The sequence below is a fragment of the Paenibacillus sp. GYB004 genome, assembly GCF_036577605.1.
GTDB lineage: Bacteria > Bacillota > Bacilli > Paenibacillales > NBRC-103111 > Paenibacillus_AB > Paenibacillus_AB oceani.
The window spans coordinates 322,513-336,302 of the sequence record NZ_JARBDB010000040.1; the positions used below are offsets into that span (position 1 = coordinate 322,513).

Genomic DNA, 13,790 nt, shown 5'->3' on the forward strand with positions numbered 1-13,790 from the left:
CTTCGGCCTCATTTCTTCCGGTATTTGCGGATGAGCAGCGCGAGCGAGACGAGCGCGAGACAGGCAGCCAGCCCTACCGCCGCCAGGAAGCCCAGCACATCACTTCGTTTGGCTATATCGGCAATAACCGAATCTGTTTTTTCTCCGGCTTGCTTTTTGAATCGGTACGCATTTACGTTGCCGTCCTTGTCGGCCGTCACCCCGTCGCCGTACACGCTCCACTTCGCTTTCTCCGTCGCAAGCAGCTTGGACGCCAGATAGTAGCTTTCCGAGCGGGCTCCCGTTACGGCCAGCATTCCGGTGCTGGAGGAGAACGGAGAAGGAAGGAGCTGTAGCGTGCCGATCCGTGCGCCGTATTCGGAATCGATGCTTTTTTTCTCGTTGGACCGGATGGCCGTCCCTTTGTCGTCGTACTGAAAGTACAGGTTCTTGTTCTGGTCGCGAATCCATTTATTGTCCTGATACGTCCCGATGGCGATAATGTTGCGGTCCTTCAGCTCGCTCTCCTGGACCGTATCCGGATATACCTTGACGTCCCCGGTATTGGCCGCGGCGTAACGTCCGAGCAGATTGAACAAGTTGGAGAACGTCCGGTACGTATACGCATCGCGCTCCTGAGGAAGCACGACCGCCACTTGATTGTAGGCGCCGTCGCGAAGGAACGGATACGGATAATGGTTGAACAGCAGCTCGGTCCGGTCCTTCGTCTTGAAATCGATCATCGATTCGTTCGAGATGTACGCCCACGGCGTCTGCTCCTCGTTCTGCGTACAAGCCGCTTCGATCATCTCCAGATCAAAGCCGACGGTAACCGCGAAGTTGCCGGATACGTTCAGATCGGTCGGGATGGCAAAGGTCGCGCGGTCCCCGTTCGCCATTTCTTTCGTCAGCTTTTTGCTTCCGATCGGCGTATCGTTGATCGATACGGTGACCAGCGAGCGGTTGAAGTCGAGGTTTTGCGAATAGCGGTAATCCAGGCTGATCCGCCCGCTGTCGGCAATCGAGCGGTTCGCAGGCAGGTTGATGTAGTAGGACCGTTCCTGATGGTGCGGCCCTTTCAGCTCGTCCCCGTTCTCGGTGAAGCTGACCCGGGAGCTGAAGGAAACCGCCGGCGTAGAGACGTCCGTGCTCTCGTCCACCGCCTTGGCCTCGCCCGCGATCTGGCTCATCAGCTCGGGATTCGCCGTCAGCCGGGCCGCTTTCTTCAGCAGCTCCGCATTCTGGGAAGTGACGACCAGCATTGGCTGGCCCTCCTGATTCAGAAGCCGGAGCCACGCCTTGCCGCTCATCTCTTCGGAGCCGATAAGGCTTCGGATCTCATCCGGCAGCCGGTCGTACAAGCCGACCAGTACGACGAGTTCTTTCTCCTTCAAGGCTTCCGCGCTGTAAGGAAGCAGCGGAATGTCCTTGTCGTCCCACGAATTCAGCTTGGCGAATCCGGATAAGACGTGCACAGCCGCTTCAAGCTCGGCCGTCTCGCTGCGGTCGGGTACGGTGATGACGCTGCCGCCCGCATAGACGGTGTCCGGACCGGCAAACCGTTTGGCGAAATCGGCGATCGTTCCTTCCATAGGCAGGCTCGTATAGCGTACGTCGATGCTGGACGTGTTGTGCAGCTGCAGCCATTGGTCCGGCGCCTCGACAATCGAGCAAGCCTGCCGGTCCTCCGTCCGGACATAACCTTGAATCTCGATCGTATTGTCGCCCTGCTTCAGCCACTCCTTCGGAACGGCGATCGTCAGCTGCTGCAAGCCCTTCTCCCCGGTTCCCGGCCGGAACGAATGGAACGGCTTGCCGTTAATCCACAACGTAACGCTGGATATCAGTTCCTTCGCCAGCGGCGTGACGACGTAATCGAGTTTCAGATTCACTTCCTGCACGTTCCAATAGTCCGGGATCTGGAACAGCTTTTGTTTGGAGCTCCTCATGCCGGTAAGGCTGGTCTCGTTGTCGGTAAATACCGTTTGCAGCAGCCGCGTCCCGTCCGGGTCCGGGGCAGCCGACGCCGCCTGCCCGGCCGACAGGAGGCAGAAGGAGAGGAGCGTGAGGAGTGCGATCGTTTTTTTCATGATAGTGGCCTTCTCCCGTTATCAGTTTTGAAGCTACCGCCTGGAATCGCCGGCGTTTGATTAGAACCTTTCAGTTTTGTACCACTTGACTTCCCGCGCTCCGACGACGTCCCGGATGTAGTGGTACATCCCGTAAGCGACGACCACGAGCCACATTTGGCAGTACGAAACGTACATCAGCAAGATGATCCACAGGTTGGAGACGTTCATTTCTCCTTTTTCGGTCGTGAGCGTAACGTAGATTCCGACTACGAACAAAACGATGGCGAGCAGCCACAGGAAGGTGCTCAAGCCCGCAATCGTCGTATATACGTAGCCGAGCGCATGCAGGATCAGCAGCAAGTCGGACGTGACCAGCGAGATCAGCAGCAGGAAGTAGATCGATAAGTAATACAGGATGTCGAACCGGATCGTTCTGGCCGAAGGGTGGAACAGCAGCTTGCAATATTTGACGATAACGTAGATATTCCCTTTCGCCCATCGGGTGCGCTGCTTGAACCAGACTTTGACGGTCTGCGGCTCCTGCTCCCAGGTGACGGCGCGCGGCTGGAATTTGATCTTGTAGCCCATCATGTAGATCCGGAAGCTGATCTCGGTATCCTCGGCGATCGCCTTGACGTCCCAGCCCCCGATCGTCTCGACGATATGCCGCCGCATAATAAAGTTGGTACCGGGTATGGTGCACAGCTTGAACAATTTCCACCGCCCCGCCTGGGCCATCCATTGGAACGAAAGCGTCTCGATATTAATGAAACGGGTCAGCAGGTTGACGTCCCGGTTGCGGGTGCGGAACTTGCCGATGACCGCTCCGAGCGACGAATCGTTCGTAATCTCGGCGACGAGATAACGCAGCGCCGTTTTCTCGGGCGTATTGTCCGCATCGTAGATGGCGATCAGCTCGCCTTTGCTTTGAGCGAAACCGATATTCAGCGCGTTCGACTTTCCTTTGCCTCCGGTAACGGAATCGGTATTGATCACGATCAGATTGCGGCCCGGGTACCTTGCCTGGATTCCGGCCAGCAGCTCCGCGCTGCGGTCGGATGAATTATCGTTAATGACGATAATCTCGTACCGGTCGTGCGGGTAATCGAGGGCGAGCAGCGACTCGACCGTCTTGCCTATCACTTTCCCTTCATTATGCGCCGGCACCATAATCGTCACGAACGGAGGCTCGCCCCGGATGTCCGGCACCGGCTTGTTCTCACCCTCGATGTAATACAAATATCCGGCAATAATAAGGACCACATTGACTAGAAGCAAGGACCAGATACAAATGACGGCGATAACCATCAAGACGTCGGGAAGCGTCATGCGAGTCTCCTTATTTCATAAATTTTCGTCTATACAACCGGCGGCCCGCCACCAGAAAGACGCCGAATACGATCAGAGCCGCGCCGATGACGACAATAAAGAAGCGGTTCTGCACCTGAAACATGCGCGTAAAGCTTTTGCGGGTTTCTTCCTGATATTTGTAGTCTTCGCTGACGATGGATGGAGCGTAGTCCGCCTGCAGCCGGTTTCCGTCGATCGTGATCACTCCGTCCTCCGAAATGATGCGATGGGCGTCCGTGCGGACCTCATGACGTCCGTCCCTGTAGTCGGCGAACGGAATTCTCGAATCGATCAGCGTCTGAACGGCTGCCGCGAGCTGACGCTCGTCCTCTACGAAAGCAATCGTGACGGCCGTATCCATCGGAAATGCCGGTATCGCCCCGCCGTACCTTTCCATCCGCCTGAGATCGCTGACCGTCATGCTGGTTAAGGCTGAGGAGAACGCTTTGGACGTATCCGCCGGCTCGATCGGAAGAGGCTTCTCGTCCGGGAACAATACCGCGGAGCTGAAGAACCCCATTCCTCCCTCCGCATAAGCCTTGTCATACGACCAATACAGCTCGGCGCCTATGCCGAGCGGGGCCACTTGATACCCGGCAAGGACGGCGATGAAATCCTCCATCCTGCTGTGCAGCAGCTGCCCGCTCCGGCTGACGCCGTCCAGGACGACCGGCGCCTGGATCAGAATGGTGCCGTTGCGCGACTGTACGTACTTGAGCGCCTCGATATATCGTTTCATAGCCGGGTAGTCGGTATTGCTGATCACGGGACGTATGCTGCCCGCAAACGGTATGCCCGCCTCGTACAGCCGGTCGGTGACAGCCTCCAGCAGCTTGAAATCGGAGAACGGGGTGATGTCTTTAATCACCGCATACGTGCGCCCCGCCGTCTCTACGTGCAGCCACCGCTTCAGAACGTGCGCCGCGGCCAGCTCGCTGAGATTGCCTTTCTCCATAAAAGGAAGGTACGTATTCCGCCCTTCACGGACGCCGTAAGGAAATCGTTCGGAGCCTCCCTCCACGGTGATCGTGCCATATACTCCGCTATCTGGCGCTGCAATCAACACCAAAGGTCCCGGATGAATAGAGGACTGGCTGTCAGGGCCCGCTTCCAGCCGGATCGACCGTCCGTCCGTCCGCGTCAGGACCCCTTGTCCGATATCCGCGATCCGTCCCGGCAGGTTGCCTCCGATATGCATATACTCGCCTGGATAAGCAGCGAGGTCGGCTTTGTAGGCCTCGTTTGCAATATCCAGGTCCGCAGCGTTAATCACGGTAATCACTTTCCCGTAAGATTGCATCGTCCCTTGCCGGTATCGGTCCAGACTCATCGTCGTAACCTGTACCCGGTATGCCGCCAGCTGCTGCTGCAAGACCGCCACATTTCCTTCCCGGGACGTGCCTTTCGCCAAGCTGTCGTACAGGAGCAGCACCTTGTCCGGCTGACGCTCGGCGGCGGCGGCCGAAGCCGGCTGCCACGGGACCGAGCAGAAACATAAAAGTAGTACCACGGTCAACAGCAGGCCGGGCTTGTACGCTTTATGGCGCAGCAAACGGCGTCACCCCCTTGCCTCCGGACGCATATGGCGCCTTCCGTGCGATCGTCGTCGGCGCATCGCGGAATAACCTCCGGCTGATCAGATCTGCCGCGATTATATAGGTCACGACGTCAAACGCCGCCGTAAACAGAAATTGGTGCTTCGCCAGATCCGCATCCCCCGCCCCGATAATCGAGACGAGAACGCCAGCCAGCCCGATCAGCATCATCGTCACGATCATGATCAGCCTCTGCGCTTGCCTGAAGTCGCGCGCTCTTACTGCGGCGACGAAGGAAGGCATATACAGCCCTGTTACGACGGCGATCCAGATGACGATAAAACCGAACGTCTTGGGCGCCAGCTTCACCTTCAGCCAGCTGTACAAGGAGAAAAACGGGGTGTGCGCTCCGAACGGCTTGCCGGCCGAAGCTTCGTAATTGCCCATCGCCTGCGGCCGGATCGAGAAAGCGTCCTTGGCCGCTATGTTCAATATCGATCCGAGCTTGGACGGATGAGTGGCGTAATACTGCAGAATCGACACGAAGCTGTACTTGCTGTAAAACTGCCGCTCAAGCTCCGCCGAGTTGACGTCGATCGTGGCGAACGGCTCGTAGTAGATCGTTCCTTTGAGCAGCGCATACTGCTCGTCGATATCGAACTTCCTTAGCGTCTCCTCGGGATTCTCCGACTGCATCAGAACGCCGCGGGTCATCGCATGATACTGGTTGATGTTGACGAACTCCTTGGAGATCATCACATACGTGGCAAGGCCGGTCACGAACATCAGGACGAGCGACCCGGCGGTCCAGATCCGGAACGATTTCCCTTTGCGCATCCACAACAGGCTGATTCCCATCACCGCGACGATTATGCCGACGGGCGCATTCTGCTGCTTCGAGGTCGTGAGAATCAGCGCGCTGACGACGAACAGCGCCAGCATGGCGTAGTCGTTATACCGTCTCCGGTACATCAGCAGCCAGGACGCCGACAGGAGCAGCACCATGACGAACACGATGCTTTCGCCATAAAACGAATTAAAATACGCCGTGTACCCGGTGTCGCCGAAGATGAATATCGCGATCGCCGCGATGAGGTAACCGAGCTTCTTCGGCACTCCCCAAGTAATGGCCTCCACCAGCAAGTAGATCGCTGCCGTCAGCAGCAAAGTGAAGATCGCCGCCTGAAAACGGATATCGAAAACGACCGGATCAAACAGCAGCTGATTCAGCCCAATCGCAGCTTTAATAAACAAAGTCTGGGACGAGGCGATCGTCGAGCCGTTTTCGTTGTAATATTGGAAGATACCGTATTGCTTGACGAAATGCCCGAACCGCAAACCGTCATACCCCGGTTCGCTGAAGTACAGGCCGGTGCTGTAGATGCTTCGGAAAAAGTCTCCGTTATCCGCCATCCCGACGTAGGGAGGGACGAACAAAGCTATTGCCGTTACGAGCAGAACCCCGATGGCGGCTAACGAGGCTGGCGATATATATCGGCCGACCCGCACGAGTCCGCCGCGAATCCATTTAGTTATCCCCTTGTCTGTCACCTGGGTTCACCTTCATTTCTTTAATACGAGTAAGCGAGCAGCGCCATCAGGTTATCGAACGAATACGCTTGATTCGTATGTACGTCTCCAAAGCCCCCGTACAGCGGACTGTCCTGCTGCTTGACCTGGAACGCATTCATCCGCCCGATGCTGTCCAGGTACAGCGGATAATCTCCGATCTCGGAGCCGATCATCGCCGTCAGGGCATAAATCGCGGTCGACCGGATGGAATTGGCCGGTTCGCCTGCTCTCGTATATTGGCCGAACAACGTTCCCGCCTTCACATGCTCCTTCAGGTAGCGGATGCTCGCCGGCTTCGCCTCCTTCACCTCGGCCAGATGCAGAATCGTCAGCAGCGACTCCACCGTGTTGATATTCCCGGAGGAATACGCGCTTCGATCGTAGTGGTACCGGGTTTCATAGAACGGAAACTCGTCGCCCAAATATCCGTCCTGAACGATGGCCTGCATGTTGGACAGCAGCGTCTGCCGGGCTTTGGACGGAGCCGGAAGCAGCTGCAGCGTTCTGAAATCCGCATAACACAACGTGACGAACGAGTTGGCCGTGTTGTACTTCTCGTCATAGAAGTCGTAGAGCCGGCCGTCCTTGACATTGTATTGATAAAACCGTTCCCCGTACCGGTTCGCTTCCTTCGTATACGAACCGTCCCCGAACGCTTGTCCCGCCTCGTAGAGAGCCCGGATCATCCGGAGGTCGTCAACGGCGGCATTGATCGGATAGGGCTTCTGCTGGTTGGGGCTGTAGCGGTAGCTGAACCCTTTCTGCAGATCGAAGGTCCGCTTCGCAAGCGTCCACTCCCTGTCGAAGGACGGCTTGTCCTTCGCAAGGACGCTGATTCTCATCCGGAGGGAAGCCGACTCGCTGAGCACTTCGTGCCCGGTAGCCAGTTCCCGGGACTGGTCGGTATCCAGATAGTTGGTGTACACCCCGTGTGGCCCGGTCAGCTTGGTTTGGATAAACGTCTCCAGCTCGTCCCGCTCCTTCTGAACGTTCGCCCGGGCGCCATACGTATGGTCCGGCAAGGAAAGCAGCGGAGGGGCGGCAGGACCGCCGGTTTGTTTATAAATAAAAAACAGCGTTAACCCTGCGAGAACGCTGATCAGCAGCAAGCTCTTTTTTCTCACGACAGCACTTCCTTACATCCGGCTTCAGCTTCTTACAATAAGATTACTAAAAATATCAATTCCTTACTATTGATTTGAACATAACTTAATGGAATAATAAATGAGCATTATTTACCTACTGGTGTGCCCCCATCTTTTAACCTGTATTTACCCCTACAATCATTATATCTAACATCACTCGACAAAAACTTACACACTTCTTACATTTCATATAAAATTCCTGAAAATCGGTTGTTTTTGCGGTCAAACCTTGACTTCGGGGAGCGGGTTGCAGGGAGTGGAGCGGGAGGCGCAAATGGGAAGGACCCCAAGTCCACGGCAAAGTGGAGGTGTGAGGTCCTTCTATAGAAGAATCGATTCGAAGTAAAGCCCGTTGGATTTCGTGCAGAGCCGGCCAGCCCGATTAAGCGCCGGTTCCGTTAACCGCCTCCGTTGTAATCCGCCGGCTCCGTTCCCAGCCGGATATCCGCCGCCTTCCTATGGCCCGGCAGCTGCTCGTAGCCGCTCATCTCCCGAATTGCCGGCGCCAGTTCCCGAAGCGCCTCCGGGGTCAGCCGCCCGGTCGTCGACACTTTCACCATATCTTTGCACGTGACGCCCGAGAACGCCTTGGCAAACCGGTTCGTCGGCAGCACGGCCGTAATGCCGATCGCATAGTTCCCGGCGGAGAACGGGGTGTAGCCGCCGATCAGAATCTCGCCCGCATGGCGGACCAGCTCAAGTACGCGCTGCTCCGTCTGCGGTTCGCCTACCACCATCAGATGCTCCGGCGCGAATCCGTTGATACAGTCGCAAGCGTCCTCGATCGTTGGCGTGACGACGATGGCTCCTTTCCCGGCCGGACCGAACACCTGCTGCAAATAACGGCGCCTGTCCTCCGGCATCTCCCCGATCCGGAGCCCGAGCCGCTCTTCGATCTGACGGGCCAAAGCGGCGGAAGTGGTGACGAGAACAGCGGACGAGTCCGGGCCGTGCTCCGCTTCATTGATCAAGTCGCAAGCGGCTCTCTCCGGATCGGCGCTTCCGTCCGCGATAATCGCGCATTCGGTCGGGCCGAGTCCGAGCGCGGCCTTCTTGCCGTACATCATGGCCGCGCTCATCGCGGCGGCGATCCCCCCGGGACCGGGGCCGAAGATGCCGTCCACCTCGGGCACCGACTCCGTCCCTTGCGCGAACGCGGCGATGATCGAGACGCCGTTGCCGATGACAATCCGGTCCGCTCCCGCCAACTTGGCTGCGGCTACCGTCCCCGGGTCGCCGGCGCCGTCCTTCAGAGGCGGCATTCCGACTACGATCGTTGGCACTCCGGCGGCTTTGGCGGCAACGACGAGCATGATCGCAGTCGAGAGGAGCGGCCCTTTTCTCGCTGGAATCCAGATTCCGACCGAATCGAGCGGCCGCACGATTTCCCCGACTACGGTACCCGGCCGGATCTCTTTCTCCCAGGACCGGGGCCGCAGCTCCATATTCACCTCGTGCACATGGCGAATCGCCTGCCCGATCGCCGAACGTAGGGAAGGCGGCAATCCGTTGATGCAGGCCGCCGTGCAGGTTTCCGTGAGCTCCAGCCGGTCCAGTTCCACCTGATCGAACTTCCGGGTCGCACTTCTTATACCCTCGTCCCCACTACGGGCCACCTCGTCGAAAATCGCCAGCACTCCTGTCAGCACCTCGCGGTCAAACAGCTTGTTATGCGATCTGAACCGCTCATCCAGCTGTTCCTGATCTTGCGGCAAATTAAAAATCATCGTGGACATCGTAATTTCCTCCCTCGGAAACTGTTTTTGGCGACAACAAAAGAGCCATACAGGTAAAAAAATACCCGCATGACTCTCTCTAACAAGTCCGCAGGTATAACGCCAATAGGCGCTTGTACCTGCGGACGCGAAGACCGCAATACAAACGCCTAACTGTGATGATGGCTGTGGCTATACGATTGGGCGAAGCTTTGGAAGTTAACGTTCATCGATCTAGCCTCCTCGACAGGTTGGGCTAATTATATAAGGACCGACGGACGTTGTAAAGGCGGCTTTAACAAGTTAAAGGAGTCTTTCATCGGGCGGAAACTTTGGAGCAGGGACTCCGAACCCAATCCTATTCAGCGTTTCTTGCGAAAAACCGTCCAGTTGTAGCCAAGCGGGTCTATAAACGCCAAGGCCGGTCCAGCTCTACCTAGTCCTTATTCCGCGTAATACATAAAACCGATCGCCCCGGGTCCCGTATGCGCCGTGATAACAGGGGTAGCCGGACAGATTCGGACGGGCACGCTCGTAATCAGCTCGATCTTCTGGCGCAGCTTCTCCGCGATCGACATGTTGTCGGCGTGCGAGATCCCGATCCCCCGGATCACTTTACCTTTCGTATCCTCTTCAAAATGGTCCATCAGCGTTTTGACGACATGAGAGAACGACCTTACTCTCGCAACCGGAGTGACTACGCCGTTCTGCAGTCTGGATATCGGCTTAATATTCAGCAGCGTGCCGATCCAGCCGGTCGCTTTGCCGATTCTGCCGCCCTTGACCAAATACTCGAGCGTATCGACCACTACGAACAGTGTCGTCCGTTCGAGAACATGCTTCAGCCGGTCCACGATCGACGACACCGCAAGCCCTTCGTCCGCCATTCGCGCAGCCTCTATCACCTGAAAGCCGAGCGCTTGCGAGATCATCTGGGAATCGACTACCTGCACATGACTGGTTGTCATCTCCGCAGCCATGCAGGCCGCCTGGTACGTCCCGCTCATCCCGCTGGACATATGAACGGACAAGATCAGATCCCCGTCCGCGCCGAGCCGGTTATACGCTTCCAAAAAAACTCCGACCGCAGGCTGCGACGTTTTCGGCAATTCCTTCGCTTCCCTCATCCGGTCTATGAACGAAAGCGGCGATATCGTGACATTGTCCAAGTAACTCTCTCCGTCAATATCCACCTGCAGAGGAATGACCTCGATCCGAAATTGCTCGAGCAGTTCCTTGGGCAAATCTGTCGTGGAATCGGTAACAATTTTAATCGTATGCATGAATCTCTCCCGTTCGTCGCGTTGTCGAATGCATTGTCGTTTCTTGTCGTTCCCCCGATAAACGATTACAAAAGTACTGCGTGCTTCCTCCTATTATATGTCGCCGGACTAGCAGAATACAAAGGGTATGAAACGTTTCCCCCAAGGTTAAAATATGCCAGATCGAAACCGGGTCTTTCGCTGCGGGGAGATCATTACACTTCTTTCAATTTCACTCCCACTATATAGAAAATATTAGTTAATATTAGTAATTTTTCGACATTTTTCTCACCCTTTATAATCCATATATGGAGTTAAAAATAGTGTATCCACTTATGCCCCTATCCAGAAAAAGGCTTCGAGGGTAATCATTACAACGATTCCTGCGTTTCGCTTTAGCGCGTTAGCGGGGTTAAACTTTCCTTTTCACGAGCTACGGCTTCATTTCGCACCCCGCATCACTTACGGCGCGTAGTATGCTGTGCCGCTCCCCCCCAACCCGCCAATTACACCGCCCACAACAGGCCGCGGCGCGTGACAACGACCACCAACCAGTTGCCTGCCGCCCGACCTTCAGCCAGGATGGCCCCTCCCTCCAAAACATGGTAGGATGAAAGGAATACAAGCTGGAGGTGGAGCATCCCCGATGGTACCTGTCGCCAACATTATGGGCATCCCTTTTCCCAAACTTACGATGGACCAAACTTTAAGCAAGCTTAGCGAGGTCGTGGAGCAGAATCGCTCTTCCCTCTTTCACGTCATTACGGGAAACCCGGAAATCGTAATGAGATGCCAGCATGATGCCGGGCTGCGCTCGATCGTGGACGAAGCCGGGCTGGTTACCGCTGACGGGATCGGGATCGTGCTGGTATCCCGGATGAAGGGCGGGCATCTTCCGGAACGGGTCACCGGCTGCGATCTGCTGATTCGGCTGCTCGAGACCGGGAACCGGAATCGGAAAAACTGGTCGTTTTACTTACTCGGTGCGGATGAAGAGACAAGCCTCAAGGCGGCGGAAGCCATCGGCCGGACGTATCCGAACGTTACGATCGCAGGCCGCCACCACGGCTATTTCACCCCGGAGGAAGACGAGAAGATTGTGGAGGATATCCGCCGGGCGGCTCCCGACTTCCTAATCGTGGCGCTGGGAGCTCCGCAAGCCGAATGGTGGATTCATACCTACCGGTCGCGTCTGAACGCCAAAATTGCGATGGGAGTCGGAGGAAGTCTGGATATTATCGGCGGGAAAGTGAAGCGCGCCCCCAAAGTATGGCAGGATATGCATGCCGAATGGTTATTCCGGTTAATCAATCAGCCCTCGAGATGGCGCAGACAGCTCATTCTACCCCGGTTTGCGGTCAGTGCGCTACTGTACCGGGAACGTTAATGGTACTAACGATCGTTCGCGAATAATTGGAAAGGCCCGTCTGGAGCATGATCCAGGCGGGCTTTTCGTTTGCCCGGTACTGCCATCACGCCAAACAAAACGTTGAATATTAATCCATTATGATGCATAATAATTCTCAACTATTTTGTACTTGGGGGAAATGAGCCATGAACCGGATCCGGGAGTCCAGCCGACTGGACGATTACTTGGAGCACACCGAGGAAGTCGACTACCGCCACCATACGATACAAGAGAAAATCACCGAATTGCATGGCCGCTCGCCGGACGATATCGCCTATGTAAAAGCCGCTTTTGAATTTGTCCGGGACGGCATCTCCCATTCGTGGGATATCCGAAGTTCGCGCATTACGCGTACAGCCTCTGAAGTTCTTCTGCATCGCGAAGGGATCTGTTATGCCAAATCCAATCTGCTGTGCGCTTTATTACGGGGGCGGGGCATACCTGCCGGCTTCTGTTACCAGCGCTTGACATTAGGCGACACGCCCGACACGGGCTATGCGGTCCATGCATTAAATGCCTGCTATATCCGCTCCGTCGGCAAATGGATTCGTCTGGATGCCCGCGGCAACAAGGATGGAGTAGACGCCCAGTTTTCCCTGAACGAAGAGCGGCTGGCCTTTCCCATACGCCATCATTATGGAGAGAAGGATTACCCGCTCCTTTACAAGGCGCCTCACCCGAAAACGATGGACGTGCTCCTTCACCATACCGATTGCAAACAAATGTACCTGCACGGCCTGCCAACGGAGCTATAAACGCAAACTCGCGTCACAGCCGCGGGCGCCCTGCCTATCCCCATACTCCGACCGTTATGACACCGAGTGTTATCAGAAGCGACGTTAGGATACGTCTGGCGCCCTGCTGCTCCCGCAGGATCAGGACCCCCAGGATCGTCCCGAATACGGTCCCGATCTCTCTCATGGGAGCGAGCTGTGCGACCGGCGCAATCGACAAGGCGAACAGAAACAGCAAGTACCCTCCGGGCGCAATTACTCCGCCGAGCAGGATAACCTTCCCGTTCGCCCGAAGCTCCTCCCTCATCCTTCCTGAACGCAGCGCAGCCCATGACAGAGCCAGCAGGTTGCCGATATTGGTCGCTTCATTCAGCACGACGGCCGGGACATACTCCAGAGCCGCCTTATCCACCGCAATATAACCGGCGATACAAACTCCCACGGCCGATGCCAGAAGCGGCGCCTTCCACGAAGCAGGCGCCCGTGCCGAAGCTTCTCTCCCCGGCTTGACGCTGCTCAGCAGCGCAATCCCGACGACGATCAAGCTTATCCCTGCCCACCCCGCGGCCGATAACGATTCGCCGTACAACGTCACACCAAGCACTGGCACGAGCAGCGGACTCGTCCCCCTCATGATCGGATATACCTGTGACAGATCACCAGCCGAATAAGCGGCTGCGAGCAGCACGACATACAGCCCGTGCAGCGCCATCGAGACCAGCACAATCACCAGTCCTTCGCCGGACAGCCGGCTGCTGTCCCATTCGAAGATCGTCCACGGCAAGAAGAGAACGATCGCGACAAGCTGGCAATACCAGAGGAACACATTTTTGTCGATACTTTTCTTCGTGTACAGATTCCAGAGCGAATGCAGGAACCCCGAACCGAGTACGAGCACTACCGCCGTTCCAACCATCCCCTAACCCCCCATGGCCGGTCGATCATCGTCTCTTCAACATGTATGGCGTGTAGCGGCTTTAAGCTTTAAACTTTCTGCCTCATTCAGCCGCACGGCTTA

Annotated in this window: 10 protein-coding genes; 2 read left to right on the forward strand and 8 right to left on the reverse strand. The window is 56.4% G+C overall.

The window, feature by feature from the left end; translation table 11 throughout:
• Positions 1-8: 8 nt before the first annotated feature.
• The 7 genes from PV433_RS17605 to PV433_RS17635 form a co-directional block, all read right to left on the reverse strand.
• Entirely contained in the window at positions 9-2,069 is a 2,061-nt protein-coding gene (locus tag PV433_RS17605; protein WP_332073371.1) for a cellulose biosynthesis cyclic di-GMP-binding regulatory protein BcsB, read from the reverse strand.
• Positions 2,070-2,129: 60 nt separating this feature from the next.
• Entirely contained in the window at positions 2,130-3,380 is a 1,251-nt protein-coding gene (locus PV433_RS17610; RefSeq protein WP_332073372.1) for a glycosyltransferase family 2 protein, read from the reverse strand.
• Positions 3,381-3,390: 10 nt separating this feature from the next.
• Entirely contained in the window at positions 3,391-4,953 is a 1,563-nt protein-coding gene (locus PV433_RS17615) for a hypothetical protein (RefSeq protein WP_332073373.1), read from the reverse strand.
• The gene (gene wsfD, locus PV433_RS17620) at positions 4,940-6,487 is read right to left on the reverse strand and encodes a glycan biosynthesis hexose transferase WsfD (RefSeq protein WP_332073374.1); all 1,548 of its coding nucleotides are present in this window, start codon (positions 6,485-6,487) and stop codon (positions 4,940-4,942) included. Before wsfD ends, PV433_RS17615 begins: the two co-directional genes overlap by 14 nt.
• Before the next feature lie 20 nt (positions 6,488-6,507).
• Positions 6,508-7,632: a glycosyl hydrolase family 8 gene (locus PV433_RS17625; RefSeq protein ID WP_332073375.1), complete on the reverse strand. Its 1,125-nt coding sequence runs from the start codon at positions 7,630-7,632 to the stop codon at positions 6,508-6,510.
• Positions 7,633-8,051: 419 nt separating this feature from the next.
• On the reverse strand, positions 8,052-9,389 hold the full coding sequence (gene hisD / locus PV433_RS17630; RefSeq protein ID WP_332073376.1) for a histidinol dehydrogenase: 1,338 nt from the start codon (positions 9,387-9,389) through the stop codon (positions 8,052-8,054).
• 422 nt (positions 9,390-9,811) lie between these two features.
• Positions 9,812-10,651, reverse strand: coding sequence for a DegV family protein (locus PV433_RS17635; protein WP_190931949.1), 840 nt, complete (start codon positions 10,649-10,651; stop codon positions 9,812-9,814).
• A 625-nt stretch (positions 10,652-11,276) separates the two neighbouring features.
• On the opposite strand from PV433_RS17635, the gene PV433_RS17640 reads away from it, so the two are divergent.
• The gene (locus tag PV433_RS17640; RefSeq protein WP_332073377.1) at positions 11,277-12,017 is read left to right on the forward strand and encodes a WecB/TagA/CpsF family glycosyltransferase; all 741 of its coding nucleotides are present in this window, start codon (positions 11,277-11,279) and stop codon (positions 12,015-12,017) included.
• Positions 12,018-12,184: 167 nt separating this feature from the next.
• Positions 12,185-12,793 (forward strand): transglutaminase-like domain-containing protein, encoded by a 609-nt coding sequence (locus PV433_RS17645; protein WP_332073378.1) that lies wholly within the window; start codon positions 12,185-12,187, stop codon positions 12,791-12,793.
• A gap of 34 nt (positions 12,794-12,827) precedes the next feature.
• On the opposite strand, the gene PV433_RS17650 is transcribed toward PV433_RS17645, so the two are convergent.
• Positions 12,828-13,688: a DMT family transporter gene (locus PV433_RS17650; protein ID WP_332073379.1), complete on the reverse strand. Its 861-nt coding sequence runs from the start codon at positions 13,686-13,688 to the stop codon at positions 12,828-12,830.
• Positions 13,689-13,790: the final 102 nt, after the last annotated feature.